We start from the raw sequence: 16,226 nt of genomic DNA, 5'->3' as shown, positions 1-16,226 counted from the left end.
CAAGACGGGCGCGGCGCCTCTCTTGGCTTTACCGCTTGCCGCTGGTTGCGTGGCTGAATAGCGCGCTGTCGCTCATGTCGTTGTCCGCGGCGGCGTTTCCACCAGACGGAAGACGACTGAGAGACGGCGGAAGGCTTGTGACAGGCTGTGCCGTAGTCGGATTGGATGCTGCACCAGAGCGGATGCGTTCGAGGATCTTCGCTTGTTCAGCGGGATCAGCGAGGCGCTTTTCAAGTTCAGCCTGCAGCCACGCATCCGGGTCGTTTCCGACACGAGCGATAGCTTCCTGCTGTTTGTGCCACTTCACCAGATTGTCGAAGGGATTGCCGCCGGCGGATGTAATCTGCTGATGCAGAATCTTCCCTTCCGGGGTACCGAAGAGCTTTTCGGCCGCTGCCTTGGCCGCTTGCACGGCTTCAGGTGTATGCACAGCTGCTGCTTTCGATTCCCACAGTTCTTCACGCATTTCCTGCATCTGCTGCTGGAAGGGCGTGAGCTGGCTTTGCAGGTAGGCGTCCGGATCATCCCACAGGGCAATCGGACGTTCTTCCTGCTGTGGCTGCGGAGCCGGCTGCTGACGTGCAACGACCATTCCGCGCAATTCTGCGACTTCACGGCGCAGGGCTTCGGCATCAGCCTCTGCCGCTTGCCGCTTTTCGCGCTCAGCCTTCACGGCGCCGACAGGAACATTGCCGGGGTGCGGCTGCTGTTCGGTCGGGGCTGCGGCGACTGGCTGCTCGACAACAGGAGCCGGCGCTTCTTCCGGCGTCTTGGTGGCGAAACGGCCGTGATCGTCGCGTGCGACGGCTGGCTGCTCAGTTACTGGTGCTGGTGCATCTGCCGTTGCTTCCGGCGTCGCAACGCCATCAGACAACAGCTCATTCAATTCCGAATTTACGGACATTGCAGTCTCCAATTCGTGGGAGGTTTCACGGATCGCCCTTGAGCCTGGCGGCGGCTATCGCCCATGAAGTCGGCGGCACTCTGCTGAATGCGGATCAGCGCCCGATGATCGCCCTTCAGGATGGCGGCTCCTATGTGAGGTTGCTTTGAGCCTGCTGACGCGTCCGCGCAGCCTCATTGGCGGCTTGGACGGGCTTCAATTCGGCCTCGACATTCGATTTTCGCGCATCGGCAAGCGTTTTCGCCGTCTGCGCGTTGGTGTTTCGGATCTCAGCGACGCTGCGAACGACATCCAATTCGTTCGGCGCATTGGGCTGTTTTGGGTTGCTTGCCTCGGACATGGCCTTGGCCGCCTGTGCCTGTTTCAGCTGCGCGCCGGCCTGCGTCTGCTGCAATTCAGCCTGCGCTTGGGCAACAGCGATCGGGTTCGGCTGGGCAGCCTGCTGCTTAGCTTCCTGAAGGATTGCAAGCGCACGCTGCTTGATCGAACCCTGCAACGGAGAGAGCTCGATCAATAGCTCTGGCGGCACTGCAATTCCCTTCTGCGCCATGATGGATAGCGTGTCATATGCGTCACCCTGCATGTTGACGCTATCCGGGCCCTCGTCGAGGATGATATCGACGTCGAGCGAGCCGAGCGCGTTCACGATGGCGGGCCGACCGGTCCGGGGATCGATCGACAGCTGATTGACGGCGAAGAACTGCGCAACCTTGTCGTCATCCGTGACGCGGATCCACCGTTCGCTGGTCCAATGCTGCTGAACGGCGCACCAGATCGCTCGATAGACGCGGATCTTCCAACCCCGGTTAGACGACAGGTACGGCCCCAACTCGGCAACGCCTGCGCGCTGCTGCAATTGGATAGCGCGGCCCGACATGTCCTGCACGCCCTGCCCCATCAGAGCAGGATTGAAACCATAGTTCTCGATCTCATTCTTTGCATCCTCAAGGAATGCCATTTGGCCCTGCAGTTCCTGGCCCCGGGCTGCATCGTCGAAGACGGGAGGCGTGGCGCCTGGTGCAACTTCAATCACGCCATCAGGGCGCGCGGCCTCGCGTCGGGTTTGCTCGACGTCATCGACCGCACCCTTCTCCACGATAATGCGGCGAGAATTGAGCGTGTGCAGCCCCTTGGAGCGCCGCGCATTTACTTCGTCCTGGCTAGACTTCATGTTGCGGATGAAGCCGTACCGATCCCCATCCTGATCGATCGCCGCCGACCACATGATGTATTTGCAGATTGTCTTGTTCTTCTCATTCCGAAGATAAGACGGCCCTTCGGCCAGGATCATGGAGCCCGTATAGATGCACCAAAACCATTCGCCATTTTTGATGTACCAATGATCGACGATGCGAATGCGCTTCGATGTCTCGCCATTGGCAAACCATTTATTATCGCTGTCCGGGTTGCTCGTCAGCTCGGAGCCGTTCTCCAGCGAGGCACTGATTTCAGCGGCCTTATCGGGAAACATCTCCATGGCCGCCTCTTCATCGGCCCACTTCCCGACACCCATATAGCGAGCGTCGGAGAAATCTGGCTTGAGAGAGCGCGGGTCATAAAAGAACGAAGCAGCATCAACAGTTTCGATCCCGATTTCGGGGTCACCCTGATCGCCGCGTTCGATTATGAGCTCGATACCGGCCAAACCGTCAACGGCACCGTCCTGGCCGCTCAGCAGCGCTTTCGTCTGCCAGTCCTGCTCATCGCAGACATACCGGAGAACGGCTGTCGCGACTTCGGCGCCCTCCTCATGCTTCGGCGTGCGTGGAAATCCTCGCGGGTCCGTCTTCTGCTGCTCAAGCAGCCCGACGAGGCTGTTGATCTTGCGGCCAATGCGATTGTAGGTGACGACCGGCTGTTTGCGCTTGTTCAGAACCTTGATCTGGTCGGCCGTATATTGAGCCCCATGGTAATAGCGCCGCGCGTTCTGCTGCTCTTTGATTTCCTCGTTCTTCAAACCGAGATAGTCGAGATATTGCTTCTTCAGCTTCGCGTGATTGGCGAACGACTGGGCAGACGGAAGCGTCGAGGCTGTCGGCCCCTGTGACGGAGACGAACCAGCCGAATAGCCTGTTTGATTCATCAGTATGTCATCCAATCCCCGGCATCCGCACCGCTATTGCGCGGCGTGTAGTCTTGATGCTTTTGCGCTGGCTGCTCGTCTCTCTTCGGCGGCAGATACGGACGGGACATGCAGCCGTAGCGGGCCTCGTCAGCAACGTGATCTTCCGCGTCGGTATCAAGATCTTCGGGCCGATCTTTATCGTGCTGCAGGAGCGGCACAGTGCGAATGAAATCCGTGCAGGTCGAGAACACGAACAATCCCGGCCGCTCACCGTCACCCTTGAGCCTGGCGCGCATCTGATCCCAGCCGCCCATAGCGCCGCGCTGTGATACGCGGGCATTGTCGGCAGCACGAAACATCACCTTGAACTTTGTCTTACGCATCATGCGGCTGGCGATCGATGGGCCGCCATCCTCAGCAAAGGCTGCAGGATCGAGAACACCATATGAGACCTTCTCTGTCGGGTTCTCGATCATCACCTTCGTGTCTGGATCGAATTTCGCGCCCTCGCGCTCGGCAATACCGCGGGCAACCTCTTCCGCCGTCAGCTTCAGACCGACATTGGCCTCACCGGCCTTGCAGCCGTACCATTCTCGATATCGAACGATTGCACCACGAGGGATGACACCGTTTTCCGTCGGATGATCATCGCCAGCGATTGCCCACCACCCGACCGAGAACGGCTTGGCAGAGCCCCAATCCATCGACCGGAAGCGTGTCCAATCGCGCGGAATGGTGAAAGGACGAACGATATGCTTGCGAGTGTCCCAGCAGTCAAAGAATGCGCCCTCGATCGCGTTCCAGTCACCGGAGAGCCAGGCTTTTACGAGCTGGTCAGAGCCGACCAGGTAAAGGTTGTTGATGTAATCCGGGTCGTTCTCAAGCAGGAGCTTATTGTCCTCGATCCGGCTCGGAATGAAGACGTAGCGATGCTCCTTGCCGTTCGGTAGCTTGCGTGTCAGCAGCTTCATGCCGTTCGGCGCTGGGTCGATGTACCGTTGCTTTATCCAGTGCTGACCAGCGCCGCCAGGATTGCCGGTCAGGATCAATTGCGTCGGAACACCCTTTGCAGATCGCAGGACGCCAAACATTCTGTCGATCGGCTTAGGGTCTGGATAAAGGCCAGCTTCCTCGACACAGGCATCGGTTACGTTCTGCCCCTGGTACTTATCTGCGTCCTGGACACGCTCAAGCGGGCGGAAACGTAGACGGCCGCCACCGGGAAACACCCACGTTTTCTTCTGCTCTTTCCAATCGGCGCCGATCTTGCCGTATATTTCCTTGCTGCGCTCGATCGCATCATCCAGCATCGGCAGCTCGCGCCGGCAGAAGATCGCATTGAAGGCAGATCGGTACGTCGCGGCCTTGATTGCATACTTGCCGAGAACGCCGTCAGTCTTGCCGCCGCCGCGTGCGCCACCAAAGAACACCTCACGGAACGGGCAATCGACAAGAGCGGTCTGCGGGCCAGCCTGTGGCGCCCACGCCGTCCTACTTATCGTCGTCTGATCCATGCTCTTTCAGCCAATCGGCCTCTGTCATCGGCTTGGCATTGATGACGAAGTTGACCTTGCTGTTGAGATCGATATCGAGCTTGTCGCCATAGACCTTCGGGCGAAGCTTGCCGGCCATCCATTTGCGGGCCTCGATGCGAACCTGTGATCGGCGGATGTTCTCACCATTGGCGATCCAGCCTGCATCATCTTCGCCGCGGCGCTCCATCCAGTCGTTTCGCGCATCGTCGGCGATATCGAGGATGTCATCGAACAGCGTATCAGCCTGAGCTTCGCGCGCGCGGGCGTACTGGTTCCGAAAATCTGGGAATGCGTTGAGCCAACGAAATACCGTCGTCTTCGAAGGCATATCGTCCGCTTCACAAATGCTCCTAAGGCTATTGCCTTCGGCCAAGCGCTCACAGATGCGGTCCGCGATCTCAGAGGTGAAGTCTGAGGGGCTGCCTGTCATGTTCCTGCCTTCTGATCGGCTGGTTGGAATTACATTGATTGTCGTTCGAAGTTCGGCCACTCTCATGCGGTGCACTTCTCAAGAGCCGGAAAGGCATGCGGCGTCAGATATGGATCATCCGTCCGATCCCAACATCGATTTCATCGAGATGAGAGAAGCGATCGATGACGTTCCGCACGACGAGTCCACTGGGCAACTATGGCTGCTGGCTGTGGCTGTTGGCAGCTGCCTGATCTTCGGCATTCTTGTCTTTGGGATCTGGTCATGGCGTATCCATCACTTCCCGCATGCAGTCGCGACGATCGCCGAAGTCTGGAACCGCGAGGCCATCATGACAGATCGGTTAGGCCGTGAGACTGGGCGGAAAACCATCACGGAAGGCAGAATCTTTTTTACCCGCATACATGCTGGGAAATCATATCCATGCGAAATGACCGTCGAGTTGGGCATACCGAAGGATAGTTTCGCAGTCGGGCAGAAGCTCGACGTCGTTCCCGCTACCGGCACCTGTCAGCGAGTTGATGTCGTCAGACGTATTCGAGACTGAACATTCAAGCTCGCCGGTACAGTAGTTATGCCGATCGGGCTGCGAAACTATAACCTGGTTGAACCACAGCTACGCCGTTACCGCGTTCTCGCGAGCGACCTCCCCCATCGGGCCAGTATAGTGGCGAATAAAATCCCAGTCCGTCGGCTTGGTAGTGTTGTTCCAGACTGCCCCGAGGAGAAAGAGCTTACTCTTATATTCGGGACGACGGAGAAGATGGATAACGTGGCCGTTGTCGCCGCCCGGACGAGCCTGATCTTGGACGGGCACGGGATTTTCACGTTCAGCCAGGAGAGTTTCAAGGAAGCTTCGAGAGGTTTGCGTGCAGCCCCGCAATAATATCATTCCTGCATTCGGACGGAACGAATGGCCGAAAGCCAAAAACAAGTCGAAGTCGCGATTAGACTCAAGCAGCTCATGAAATGGCGGACAACAACCCATTATCTCTGCGTCGGAGTCGATGATCATAACACCGTCGCAGGAATCGATGAGGCTTAGGGCCGCAACATGCTTTGACCAAGTCGGCAAAGCTCCGGCCAGAAGGCTTTGATGCACTTGATGGTATTCGTAACCGTGCTTGTCGCAGTAGACGCGGTGGCTATCGGTACAATCCACCAAGGCATTGCGTTCGTAGTCGATATGAATGTTGATAACGACAAAACGCGAAGAGCCGGCTTTGGACCCACCTGAGGCTTTCGGGCCTGCTTTGAAATGCAATTTAGAAACGAACGACGACAGTTTATCGAACATTCGTCCGCTCAACATACGGCGTCGAAAAATTTCGCGATCGCATCGCCACCCACCACTTCCACTTCATCGTTTAGCTCACACGAGCACATTGCAACTTTTTATCGATTTTTGCCATTTTTGATAGGTGAATTCTGCTTCGCAGATGTCCGTTCACAACTCATGGCTTGAACGCCATGATCTCTATGTCACGCGCCTTCGGATTGAAGGGCGATACCGAGCGCACCATAATCGGCCCCGAAGGGTGGCAGTCTACGTGGGCTTTCCCCTGCCGTTTAACCGACTAGCCGGAGCAGTCATCATTCTGCGTTCCGGTTCTGCTGATGAATGCAGCCGCTCGGATTGGTGCCGGGAAGCGACGCCGTAGCGCCGGCGGATAGATGTCACCTCTTCCCGATCTCTTCGCCACCTGAAGCTGACATTAACGCTAACGTCAGGCTTTATTCATCCCTCTGGGTCTAGGGTCGAACCAACGTCACCCCTAGGACGTTGTACAAGAGCAAAATGTTCGGAGGAAATCCATGAACAAGTTCTTTATCGCTTCAGCAGTAGCCTTGGCCTCGCTCGTCGCCACGACCGCCCCGTCGCTGGCCGATGACGGGTATTACCACCACCATCGCCACTATGATCACGGCGATTGGGGCCATAACCGTCATCGCCACGACTGCTTTACAAAGCGAATGGTCGGTTGGCACCACGGCCATCGGGTCGTTACCGTAGAGCGTGTTTGCCGATAATTAGTATCAGCAATGGCCCGGTTCTCACCTGCCGGGCCTTTGTTGTGGGAGCCTGGATTTACGTCCGCACCGAAGCGGGCTCTACATCAGCTATCATCCACGCACGCAAATCCGATGTTACTGATTTTGCCCGTCGGCTTACCGTTTTCCCTGCCTGCTGAAACGAAAAAGGCCGCTCGAAAGCGACCCTCTGTTGCGGTGAGCGTCAAAAACGCAAATCACCAATTCTTGCACAGAAGATGGTCGATAATGCCAAATTTGCCAAGCACTTTTTAGTGAAATTCACTACCATCCTCAAAGTTTATGGGAAAAACTACGTGTTAGCCGCGATCCAGGCGTCTGTAATGGCCGTTTCATATCGCTTCCGGGCTGTTTCGTCGCTGCGTCCAATCTTCTTGCCGATCAGACCGAACGAAACATCAAATGAACGCCACCAGAGAATGCGCCAAGCCGCTTTGTCGAGATGCCGCACCCACGACAGTGCGGTCAGATAATCTGAGACATCTGCAGGCGTAGGCTTAAACCGCGGCATAGCCTCATCATCTGGATCGTAAGCGTCGATATACTCACGCACATAGTCAGGCGATGAGGATCTGACTATTAAAAAACGGCGCTCCTTGTCCGGGACAGCGCGAAGCGTCTTCATCGCCGTCATCAAGCGCGTTTCGATTTCAGAACGGGGAATGCGGACCGTCGACGGCGCAATCCGTGGGCCGCGTCGACGTGCCGGCTGGGCGTGAAGACGGATGCGGTTATGAACTCGCCGAGGGCCATCCTCTGGCAACACGGCGCGACCTGGCCGAAGCTGCTCGACTTGTGCCGTTTTCTTTTGTCGGGCTTTACGAATTTTTGGCAACGGAAGGCTCCCCAATCAGTATCTTCGAACGGTAGCGAGCAAACGCAGGCTTGCCTGTCATGAACGTTATTCGCCGGGCAGGCACGATGTCGCAGGGTTGAGTTACGCAACGAGCAGCGGTCATGTTCGCCGCATCCATGGTTGGGAAAAGCTGATCGCCCCAAGGATGCAAACCACCACTGCGATCAGAAACGGCAATGACGAAACCGTCGGTGGTCGTTCTTCCCAATGGATCGAGGCGACCGTCGGTCATCTTTTGCACTTGAGAGAAATTAGCCACGTTCGTTCGCCCCTTCCCCCTTGCGAAGCTCATTCAAAATCTCATCGCCGACAGCGAAAACTGCGCCTATGATCATGAACATGGCGACATAGGCCTCCGGCGTCATCGCAAGCCACCAACTCACCAAACCGAGAAGCGCCCATAGACGTGACGCAAATCTCAGGGGGCGCGCGGAACTTTTATTTTTCTCGTTCATCTTGCCCTCGATTTGATCAGGTTGCGGCGTTCGATCGTCATGCGCACATAGGACGGCCGCCAGTTGATCGGCCGAAACACTCGCTTGGGCGAGTCGATCTGATACCAATGGCCGTTCGCGTCGCAGAAGAACTGCAGTCCTTCGGCTGCGAAATGCCCGACCATGTCGTCGAAGAGTAGATCGCAGATGAGGCCGGTTCCCCGCGGCGCGGTATTCATCGGCCGCCATGGGTTTTCGCGGTCGTGCGCCTCGCGTTCCTGTCGTTCGCGGATCGTCATGCAGCTTTCTCCCACTCGCGCCAACCGGCGCCGTCCGTGGTTTCGATGAGGTTTGCGGGAACGATGCAGCCAGGCGCATTGGGCACTGGACCCCATTTGCCGCTGTCCCAAGCGTGTTCGCGGCGAGCAAAGGCTAGGCGCTTCGCCCACTGGGCATCGTCGACGACAACCGCCGACGCGACAACTGTTTCGGCGGCGTTTTCCCAGCTCGCCGAGTTCAGGAATTTTGCGGCATGCCGGATAAACTGCAGCTCTTTCCCCGCCACCTCGGCGGCATAGGCTCTGACACCGGCCATGATGGTTTCGAGCGATGCCTTAGCGCGAGCCTTGATGAAAGCTTTCAGCGCGTCTTGCTTTTCGACCTTGCGGGGATAGGCAGGCCAGAAGGTCTCGGAAAATTCCGCTTCCAGAATTTTCTTCTGAGACTGAGCCTCATTCGCCTTCGCGGCGGAAGGCCGCGATGAGGAAGAATCTTTATCTTCTGTATCTGTCTCTGTCTCTGGTCTAGCATCCGCTTGCGGCGTGCTAGCATGCGCTTGCAAGCCGCTAGCATTTGCTTGCACAATTTCCAGAAAACCACAATCTATCAATGGTTTAAGTTTTGGAAGACGATCTAGGTATGCGACCCTCTTGAGGTAAGCCGGATTGTTGGGAACCATCCCGTTGTTGCGCGACGCGATCAGCATGCACACGACTGCTAGCAGCTTGCTAGCATCGTCTAGCGTCACCCAATCTTCGCTAGCAAGCAGCGCGAAATGAAGCTTGATCCACGGCGGATTGCGATCCTTATAATGCTGGAATTGTTCCCAGTTTCTGACCTTAAATTGCGCAGCATCTGCCATTAGAAGGCCCTCGCTGCATTTCGAACGGCTGATGCGGCAATGTCGACGAAGAGCTCTATCGTCTTAACCGCGCCGTTCCGCTGCTTGGCGATAATGAATTGGAGCTTGCTCTCGACCTGTTCCAGGCGATCAAGCCGTTCCATCTCGGCATTTGCGTCTTTGCCTTTGGCCTTTTCCAGGTAGTAGGCCTCGCGGTATAGAAATGCGACCATATCGGCATCCTGCTCAAGTGATCCGGAATCGCGAAGATCTGCGAGCATCGGCCGCTTATCCTCCCTGCTCTCGACGCCGCGGCTGAGCTGCGACAGTGCAATCATCGCCACATCGTTTTCACGGGCGATCTGACGCAGGCCAGCCGAAATTTCTGAGACCTCGTTGTTGCGGTTTCCCGAATACCGAGACGACGCGGCTACAAGCTGCAGATAGTCGACGATCAGGAGATCGATCTTGCTGCCGGCGCGATCGGCGACGTCCTGCATGCGCTCCACCTTCACCCGAAGGTCAGATATCGAAAGGCCGGATTGTTGCTCGATCCAGAGCGGGAGAGCGTTGAACCGTTGCTTCGCATCGCAGATTTTTTCGAAATCCTCTTCTGACACATTGCCGGTGATCAGATCGGAATAAGGTACCCTCACGCCCCAGTCATAAGCGATATCGGTAAGGGCGCGCATTGCGAGGCGATTTGCGCCCATCTCCAAGGAAATGAAGCCTACGCCAAAGCCAGCTTGCGCAGCCTTGATCCCAATGCCGAGACCAACCGCCGTTTTGCCCATAGATGGCCTGGCGCCGAGAACAACCATTTCGCCACGATGAATACCGCCAGTAGCCTTGTTGATGTCCGTGAGGCCCCACGTGATGCCGGTGATACCACCGCCCCTATGGATAGCGCTTTGGACCTCATCGAGAGCAACGTCGGCGGCTTCTGAAAGCGAATACCGGGTTTTGCCTCGATTGCCGCCGCGAAGGCTGGCCGCAATATCATCGAGAGTGCGCGTCGCGGTCCGAACCAACTGGATTGGGTCCGCGCCCGGGTCATTGGCGGCCAATGCCAATCGCTCCGCCTCGATCGAAATCCCGATGCGGGCGCTCTGATGAATAAGGTTTGCGGCGGTTAACTTGATGCCACCAATGCCCAAAGTCGTATTTGCAGCCAGGGACGCGAGATATTGCGCAAGGCGCCGCGTCGTGACCTTTTCCCAAGTGTCAACCTCGTCGCGGTCAAACATGCCGTAAACGACGCTGAGCGCTGATCGGCCATATCGCTCATGGGCAAGAAGCATGTGCTGGAAGAGCCTGCGGTGGATGGGCTCCAGAAAATGATCTGGCCGAAGGACCCCGAGAATCGGCGCAACCGTACCGGAGACCAGCAATGCCCCAAGAACCTCTTGCTCTATCTCGATTACAAAGCCTCGATCGACCGAAGATTGGCCGTCATTCGTATTTGTCATGCGGCTATTCCTTGCCAGGCCCGTCAAGGAAATTGCGCTGGTCGGCCGTCATGAATAGATTGAGCCATGCACGCCACGCCTTACCTGCGGCGATGCCGTCTTGAATCGACAGCGATTGCTCGGCGCGCCGCAAGGCATCCACATAGGCTTGCCACTGCCGATCGATGTGACGGTGAAGGGGAATGACGTTCGTCATACCTCGACCTCGCGCTTTTGATACCCGGCGCTCGCCATCCAGCCCATCAGCTCTAAGGGCATTTGTTTGCCATCAGGCCAATTGTCGACGGACCACCGCATAACCTCGTCATAAGTTCTGGCGGTGAAGCTGTTTTTCGGGTCCTGCAGTCGAGAGAAGAAGTTGGGATTGTTCTTCACTCGACGGGAGACGGTGGAGATGGCGCAGTTGCTCGCCCGGGCGAACGCTGCGGCAGTTACCAGAAGGTTTTTACGGAGTTCGTTTTCCATCATGCGTTAAGCATACTGAAAAATCATTCGTTAGCAACTGTCTTATACTGATATTTCGGTTTTGATTTTTCCAGCGCCATGAAAGAGACTTTAGGACATGGAAAACGATTTATCCGCAAGAATTCGCAACCGCCTGGAAGCTCTAGGAAAAAGCGCCGCATCCGCTTCTGTCGAAGCAGGGCTTGGCCGATCTGCCATCACAGATATTCTCTCTGGGAATTCCGGCAGCCCACGCTTGGCCACACTCGAGAAGCTGACGAGCGTTCTAGAGTGCTCACTTGCATATCTTGTCGGAGCTACCATCGACCCCTCACCCACCCCCCCAGGCACAGAGGATGCCACCTTCGACCATCATGACGCCGGCGGAGGCGCTAAGTGGGTAAACGTAATTGAGGAGGCAAAGGTCGGCGTCTTCGAAGACCGTGAAACCGCAAGAAGCCGGATTGCGGACACAAAACGGCATTATAGCCTATTTGGTAGTGTCGATTACCCAGGATGGCATGTTTTTGGTGTCTTCGTCGGGGACACATCCCTCACGTCAATCGGAATACATTATGGGGATATCGCAACCATCGCCATGCCGCCCAAGCATGCCATGGGTCAATCGATACCGCTTCAAGATGGGGCACTTGTGTACTGCCAGGCAGGCATTCCTGCGGCTGTGGGATTTTCAGAGAATAGCATTAGACTCGTTCGAAGAGCTGGCAGCCTGATACATTTGGTGGGATCGCCCTCTGGGCCAGATTGGGATACGGGGCCGGCGATCCCCAGCAGCCCTACTCGATCTCTAACCATAAATATCGACGAAATTTCTGACAGCGATGATCCGAATAACTACGATGCAGGCAGTTATTCGGTAAGGGTAAGAGGTGTCGTCGTGAGGATCATTCGCGATATCCATCCCCTTCGCCTCAGGAAATGAAATTTCATTCAAATTGATTGACGGCTGAAATTTCAGTCGCTATGTTTCTTCATCTAACTGATGGAGAAAGCATGCAGACATATCTCAAAACCATGGAAGCCGACATCGCCGGCGCTCTGCTGTACGACCGTCTGCGCCGGTCGCCCGCATCCTCTGCCATCAACGGTCACTTGAATTCGGTCGAGAGCGACGAAGCGCAATTCGACGACAACGGCGGCGCGCTGGATGCTGCGGCCGCCGTCGAAACGCGTCGAGCCGAGATCCGAAGCTTCAGAGAGTTTCGCCAGACCACTTGCGATACGGCCGAAGACGTCCAGGCGAAGATACGCTATCTGCTGCACGGCACCCTCGGCGAACGTCAGACACTCGTCGAATGCCTGATGGATGCCGCATACGGCTGGGGCGACGCTAAAGATGGCCTCGAGCTCTTCCTGAAATCATTACTGGTAGAGGATTTCACTGACGCGCTTACGCATGCGCGTGCACCCGCACATCCGCGCACAGCGCGCGGCGCACACACGCGCGAGGGTGACTGATGTTAGCCCATGCCACCCATGGCGCCCCAAGTGATAAAATCAGATCGATCGGAGATCGGCGCAATTTTGCGCAGATCGTTAGAGCAAACGTGACGGTTTGTCCGTTAGAAAGGTATGCTAGCGTTGGACGGGATCCAGTCGGGAGGCTCGATGCCGGCTCCTCTCAAGGCTTTAGCCATCGCGTCTCCAGCAGCCAACACGTTCGTGGTTTGATTATCTTTCTCGATCTCAATGAAGTGATCGATCTGCGGCCAGAGAATGTCAGCCAATTGACGGTCGACGATCATGGCATGTGCGTTGACGAAAAAGAACTGCCACCAGCGCTTTGCGAAATCCAGCCGCCGCTCTTCCTCAAACGTTGGGTGAACGTCGGGAAGGCGAGCAAGCTTCAAATTGCGCTCGGCATCGCTGACGCTCCAAAAGTCGCGCCACGTTTTCTCATCAGGATTGGCGGAAAATGGATTATCGAGCAGGACCGTCTCACGGTTCGCCGCGTCCGCGATAGCGCGTTCGACCACTGTCGTAATCGTCTGGCCTTTCAGGCGAGAGAGAAATTCCAACATAAAACGACTTTTCGGGTCCAAGCGAATGGTCAGGGTTTCGCTCTTGGACGACTTCTTCAACGATACAGCCATCGCACACTCCGTGTAATGCAAACACCGTACATTTTATGTGTGAGTAGTGCAAATGCCCCTTGCGCGAAAAATGAACTTGGTTAATTATGTGCGTACTGCAGATGCAGTGCGGTTAATGAAAGGCAAGTGCAATGACTCAACCGCAGGAAGATGATGTACCGCAGCGCCGCATCGGCACGACGTTCACCGACGCAGAACTCAGCCAAATCGACGACTGGGGCTTTGCCAGGAAGATCAGGACACGCTCTGAAGCGATACGGCGTCTTGTTCACAATGGCCTGAAAACTGAGACACCGGCTCGGGCTGGCGACTAACCCGCAAACCCTTTCGGCTGTTTTGTTAAACCGGAATGATGAAGTGTACCAAAATGAAAACGGCGACCAAGCAGGCTGGCAGGCCCACCGATCGCCGATTTCGAAATGAAAACCGCTGGCAGGCGGTCTCACAGTCCAGCCACAGGAGGCTTTAATGGACGCCCTAATCAATAGCATGCCGCCAATCGGCGGTAAACACGAGACTATGACGAGCTTGGAAATTGCCGAGGTCGTCAACTCCCGTCACGACAAGGTCAAGCAGTCTATCGAGCGGCTTGCAGATCGTGGCGCGATTCAACTCCCCCCAATGGGGGAAGTTAAAAATCACCTCGGCCAATCGGTTCAGGTATACATCGTTGGCGAGCGCGACAGCTACGTGGTCGTTGCCCAGCTCTCACCAGAGTTTACGGCGCGGTTGGTGGATTACTGGCAGACGCACCGAACCTTCACCCCACAGCTTCCGACGACGGCTGAAGCATTCGCAAATGCCTTTCGGCTTTTGGCAGACAGCGAGCGTCGGCAGGCGCAGCAAGCCGCTGAAATGAAGTACGTCTCAACCCGCATCGACATCATCGAGCAGCAAGCACCGTTGAAGGCCAAGCCGCAGAATGCCGAGACGCGCTCGGAGGTTCGTATCCGGATGAACCGTCTCTACGGACTGTCTGGCCCGATCATTGATACCGTGCTCGATCACCAGGCCTATGGCATTCGCCCCTTCGGCATGGTCAAAAACAGCCACGAAGACGCCCAGGGCAGCAGCTATGGCGTTTACTGGATCAGGGACATTAGCGCGCTGTTCAAGAAATTCGTCGGAGAATGCCGGCCACACTCCGAAACAATGGTCCGTCACGACATCATTGCCCGACCGTTCAAGCTCAGCCAGCCATTGAAGGCATAGCTAGATCGGGCGCATTTTTGCGCCGACCTCCACCCGTCACTATTTGGAGAATCCCGATGCCGAACACGATTCCGGCCGCTGGCGAAGCTTCGCTCGACGCCCAAACAACAAACCAACGCAGCGCAGTCGAAGGCGCCCTTCTCGATCTCGAGGGGCAAATTTGCGACCTATACTGCATGATCCATGCTTCAACCATGCTTTTCGAGCGCCTTATCGAAAAGCCTTTGGCGGATGGCACCATCAAATATATCTCATCCTATGAGCGCGATATCATCAGCTTTGCATGGAACAATCTCGCAAGCCGCGCTTCCGAGCTAAGACGCGACTTCTATGCGGCTGCTCACGATGAGGGTGTCCAATGACCCATCAAGCCCCTGACGACTTCGCCGGCCGCGTTTTGGACGCCCAAAATCTCCTTTCCGAGATTAAGCACCTCAACGAAGCGGTTTTCATGGCTGCACATGGGCTCGGCCAACGCGACCACATGAACGCGATAACCACTGTCGCCGATATCATCGAGAAGAAGCTCGCCGAGGTCGAAGGCATCCTTGATGCGGCGCGGGAGGCGTCACGATGAACCTATCCCGCAGACAATCCTTCGGCTTCCTGGCCGGGTCTATACTCTCGACGACGGCAGTCGCCGGCGCACCGACCCTCGTCGCCGCCGCGACTAAGATGACGGCGCGGGAACGCTACGCCTATCATCTCGCCGAAATGAAAAAAGCGGCAGAGGATATCGATCCCATGATCGGGCACTGGCACATTACCGGTCTTGATCCTGACGAACAGCGATGCGCGCTTGTCATTACCGCGCATAGGCTGACTGGACGCTATGAAGGTGATGGCCGCTACGAGGGAGCAAGTCCCTCATGGAATGGCACGCATCAGCGGTACGACGTCAAGCTGATGGATTGTCGGATCGACGACGAGCGCGTGTTCCACGTTTCGACGCCCATGGAACGAATGCTCCTGATCGAGCCGCGCTTTAACACCTTCATCGGCCGCAAACTGGGAGGAATGCTATGAAGGGGGAATATACGCTCGACGCAATTCATAGCGATATCATCCACCTAGGGCATCTGATCGACGAAACGATGACCAAGCTCTTGGAAGTCGATCACCATACCCTGACGCCCGATACGAAGCACTATATCGATCGCGCCAGCGCATTTACCTGGGTTGCGCGCGATCTCGTAGAGCGCATTGAAGCCGGCTTTCCCGGCGCCCGTCGTGCGGATCGATCTCATGCGAAGGAAAACGCCCATGCATAGCGTCAAGATCGAAGACGCATTGGGCGAGTCCCTGAGCTGCCTGCATGCGCTCAAGATGGCAATGGAAAGCTGCGAGGTGCTGGGAGGAGGCGGAAGGGACTATTGCGCCTTTCATCTTCTCGCCGACGCCGCCCAAGGCGGCATCAGTAAGGCTCTCGCCATCTTAGATCGCATCAGCGACGGCGATTCACAGGCTGTGGAAAACGCGCCTGTGAACAATGTGGATAACGGGGGGAAGCGCCCATGACTAAGCCCTTCACACCGAAGAGCCTAGCCGACCATTGGGAATGCTCCGAACGTCATATTCGCAAGCTCATAGC

At 56.4% G+C, this 16,226-nt stretch carries 25 protein-coding genes; 11 read left to right on the top strand and 14 right to left on the bottom strand.

Features of this window, described 5'->3' with window-relative positions; all coding sequences use genetic code 11:
* Positions 1 to 28: 28 nt before the first annotated feature.
* The 4 genes from FHT73_RS20790 to FHT73_RS20775 form a co-directional block, all read right to left on the bottom strand.
* The gene (locus FHT73_RS20790; protein ID WP_112602784.1) at positions 29 to 904 is read right to left on the bottom strand and encodes a hypothetical protein; all 876 of its coding nucleotides are present in this window, start codon (positions 902 to 904) and stop codon (positions 29 to 31) included.
* Positions 905 to 1,034: 130 nt separating this feature from the next.
* Positions 1,035 to 2,987, bottom strand: coding sequence for a hypothetical protein (locus FHT73_RS20785; protein ID WP_183714443.1), 1,953 nt, complete (start codon positions 2,985 to 2,987; stop codon positions 1,035 to 1,037).
* Complete coding sequence (locus tag FHT73_RS20780; RefSeq protein WP_183714440.1) at positions 2,987 to 4,483, bottom strand: terminase family protein; 1,497 nt, start codon at positions 4,481 to 4,483, stop codon at positions 2,987 to 2,989. The genes FHT73_RS20785 and FHT73_RS20780 overlap by 1 nt, the downstream gene beginning before the upstream one ends.
* Positions 4,461 to 4,934 (bottom strand): terminase small subunit protein, encoded by a 474-nt coding sequence (locus FHT73_RS20775; protein WP_348648148.1) that lies wholly within the window; start codon positions 4,932 to 4,934, stop codon positions 4,461 to 4,463. The genes FHT73_RS20780 and FHT73_RS20775 overlap by 23 nt, the downstream gene beginning before the upstream one ends.
* Between FHT73_RS20775 and FHT73_RS29550 the strand changes: the two genes are divergently transcribed.
* Positions 4,933 to 5,481 carry a hypothetical protein gene (locus tag FHT73_RS29550; protein WP_246712183.1) on the top strand — a complete coding sequence of 183 codons (549 nt, stop codon included), beginning with the start codon at positions 4,933 to 4,935 and terminating at the stop codon, positions 5,479 to 5,481. The two genes, FHT73_RS20775 and FHT73_RS29550, sit on opposite strands and share 2 nt — an antisense overlap.
* A 69-nt stretch (positions 5,482 to 5,550) precedes the next feature.
* On the opposite strand, the gene FHT73_RS20765 is transcribed toward FHT73_RS29550, so the two are convergent.
* On the bottom strand, positions 5,551 to 6,231 hold the full coding sequence (locus tag FHT73_RS20765) for a hypothetical protein (RefSeq protein ID WP_112602790.1): 681 nt from the start codon (positions 6,229 to 6,231) through the stop codon (positions 5,551 to 5,553).
* Between the two features lie 518 nt (positions 6,232 to 6,749).
* On the opposite strand from FHT73_RS20765, the gene FHT73_RS20760 reads away from it, so the two are divergent.
* Positions 6,750 to 6,965, top strand: a complete 216-nt coding sequence (locus FHT73_RS20760; protein WP_112602792.1) for a hypothetical protein — start codon at positions 6,750 to 6,752, stop codon at positions 6,963 to 6,965.
* Positions 6,966 to 7,278: 313 nt separating this feature from the next.
* Here FHT73_RS20760 and FHT73_RS29545 read toward each other — a convergent pair whose 3' ends face one another.
* Genes FHT73_RS29545 through FHT73_RS20720 form a run of 8 tightly spaced genes read right to left on the bottom strand, consistent with a single transcriptional unit; the run spans position 7,279 to position 11,333 of the window.
* Positions 7,279 to 7,821: a DUF6362 family protein gene (locus FHT73_RS29545; protein WP_246712184.1), complete on the bottom strand. Its 543-nt coding sequence runs from the start codon at positions 7,819 to 7,821 to the stop codon at positions 7,279 to 7,281.
* A complete protein-coding gene (locus FHT73_RS20750; protein WP_183714435.1) occupies positions 7,805 to 8,101 on the bottom strand; it encodes a hypothetical protein in 297 nt (98 codons plus the stop codon). The genes FHT73_RS29545 and FHT73_RS20750 overlap by 17 nt, the downstream gene beginning before the upstream one ends.
* Positions 8,094 to 8,297 (bottom strand): hypothetical protein, encoded by a 204-nt coding sequence (locus tag FHT73_RS20745; protein WP_183714433.1) that lies wholly within the window; start codon positions 8,295 to 8,297, stop codon positions 8,094 to 8,096. The genes FHT73_RS20750 and FHT73_RS20745 overlap by 8 nt, the downstream gene beginning before the upstream one ends.
* A complete protein-coding gene (locus tag FHT73_RS20740; protein ID WP_183714429.1) occupies positions 8,294 to 8,575 on the bottom strand; it encodes a hypothetical protein in 282 nt (93 codons plus the stop codon). The genes FHT73_RS20745 and FHT73_RS20740 overlap by 4 nt, the downstream gene beginning before the upstream one ends.
* The gene (locus FHT73_RS20735; RefSeq protein ID WP_183714426.1) at positions 8,572 to 9,417 is read right to left on the bottom strand and encodes a hypothetical protein; all 846 of its coding nucleotides are present in this window, start codon (positions 9,415 to 9,417) and stop codon (positions 8,572 to 8,574) included. Before FHT73_RS20735 ends, FHT73_RS20740 begins: the two co-directional genes overlap by 4 nt.
* Positions 9,417 to 10,865 carry a DnaB-like helicase C-terminal domain-containing protein gene (locus FHT73_RS20730; RefSeq protein ID WP_183714423.1) on the bottom strand — a complete coding sequence of 483 codons (1,449 nt, stop codon included), beginning with the start codon at positions 10,863 to 10,865 and terminating at the stop codon, positions 9,417 to 9,419. Before FHT73_RS20730 ends, FHT73_RS20735 begins: the two co-directional genes overlap by 1 nt.
* 4 nt (positions 10,866 to 10,869) lie before the next feature.
* Positions 10,870 to 11,061 (bottom strand): hypothetical protein, encoded by a 192-nt coding sequence (locus FHT73_RS20725; protein ID WP_183714420.1) that lies wholly within the window; start codon positions 11,059 to 11,061, stop codon positions 10,870 to 10,872.
* On the bottom strand, positions 11,058 to 11,333 hold the full coding sequence (locus tag FHT73_RS20720) for a hypothetical protein (protein ID WP_183714418.1): 276 nt from the start codon (positions 11,331 to 11,333) through the stop codon (positions 11,058 to 11,060). Before FHT73_RS20720 ends, FHT73_RS20725 begins: the two co-directional genes overlap by 4 nt.
* Positions 11,334 to 11,427: 94 nt before the next feature.
* On the opposite strand from FHT73_RS20720, the gene FHT73_RS20715 reads away from it, so the two are divergent.
* Entirely contained in the window at positions 11,428 to 12,252 is an 825-nt protein-coding gene (locus FHT73_RS20715; RefSeq protein ID WP_183714415.1) for a helix-turn-helix domain-containing protein, read from the top strand.
* A 71-nt stretch (positions 12,253 to 12,323) separates the two neighbouring features.
* On the top strand, positions 12,324 to 12,788 hold the full coding sequence (locus FHT73_RS20710) for a hypothetical protein (RefSeq protein ID WP_183714412.1): 465 nt from the start codon (positions 12,324 to 12,326) through the stop codon (positions 12,786 to 12,788).
* Between the two features lie 104 nt (positions 12,789 to 12,892).
* Here the strand turns inward: FHT73_RS20710 and FHT73_RS20705 are convergent, their stop codons facing one another.
* Positions 12,893 to 13,423 carry a hypothetical protein gene (locus FHT73_RS20705; protein ID WP_183714409.1) on the bottom strand — a complete coding sequence of 177 codons (531 nt, stop codon included), beginning with the start codon at positions 13,421 to 13,423 and terminating at the stop codon, positions 12,893 to 12,895.
* 131 nt (positions 13,424 to 13,554) lie between these two features.
* On the opposite strand from FHT73_RS20705, the gene FHT73_RS20700 reads away from it, so the two are divergent.
* The 7 genes from FHT73_RS20700 (at position 13,555) to FHT73_RS20670 (ending at position 16,153) form a co-directional block, all read left to right on the top strand.
* On the top strand, positions 13,555 to 13,737 hold the full coding sequence (locus tag FHT73_RS20700; protein ID WP_183714406.1) for a hypothetical protein: 183 nt from the start codon (positions 13,555 to 13,557) through the stop codon (positions 13,735 to 13,737).
* 154 nt (positions 13,738 to 13,891) lie between these two features.
* The gene (locus FHT73_RS20695; protein ID WP_210290436.1) at positions 13,892 to 14,635 is read left to right on the top strand and encodes a Rha family transcriptional regulator; all 744 of its coding nucleotides are present in this window, start codon (positions 13,892 to 13,894) and stop codon (positions 14,633 to 14,635) included.
* Between the two features lie 56 nt (positions 14,636 to 14,691).
* On the top strand, positions 14,692 to 14,997 hold the full coding sequence (locus FHT73_RS20690) for a hypothetical protein (protein WP_183714403.1): 306 nt from the start codon (positions 14,692 to 14,694) through the stop codon (positions 14,995 to 14,997).
* Positions 14,994 to 15,212, top strand: coding sequence for a hypothetical protein (locus FHT73_RS20685; protein WP_183714400.1), 219 nt, complete (start codon positions 14,994 to 14,996; stop codon positions 15,210 to 15,212). Before FHT73_RS20690 ends, FHT73_RS20685 begins: the two co-directional genes overlap by 4 nt.
* Positions 15,209 to 15,661, top strand: a complete 453-nt coding sequence (locus FHT73_RS20680; protein WP_183714397.1) for a hypothetical protein — start codon at positions 15,209 to 15,211, stop codon at positions 15,659 to 15,661. The genes FHT73_RS20685 and FHT73_RS20680 overlap by 4 nt, the downstream gene beginning before the upstream one ends.
* Positions 15,658 to 15,906: a hypothetical protein gene (locus tag FHT73_RS20675; protein ID WP_183714396.1), complete on the top strand. Its 249-nt coding sequence runs from the start codon at positions 15,658 to 15,660 to the stop codon at positions 15,904 to 15,906. The genes FHT73_RS20680 and FHT73_RS20675 overlap by 4 nt, the downstream gene beginning before the upstream one ends.
* Positions 15,899 to 16,153 carry a hypothetical protein gene (locus tag FHT73_RS20670; RefSeq protein ID WP_183714393.1) on the top strand — a complete coding sequence of 85 codons (255 nt, stop codon included), beginning with the start codon at positions 15,899 to 15,901 and terminating at the stop codon, positions 16,151 to 16,153. Before FHT73_RS20675 ends, FHT73_RS20670 begins: the two co-directional genes overlap by 8 nt.
* Positions 16,154 to 16,226 lie beyond the last annotated feature (73 nt).

The sequence above is a fragment of the Rhizobium sp. BK098 genome, from assembly GCF_014193155.1.
GTDB lineage: Bacteria > Pseudomonadota > Alphaproteobacteria > Rhizobiales > Rhizobiaceae > Rhizobium.
Note: the sequence above shows the minus strand (reverse complement) of the source record. Positions and strands in the feature narration are given on the sequence as shown.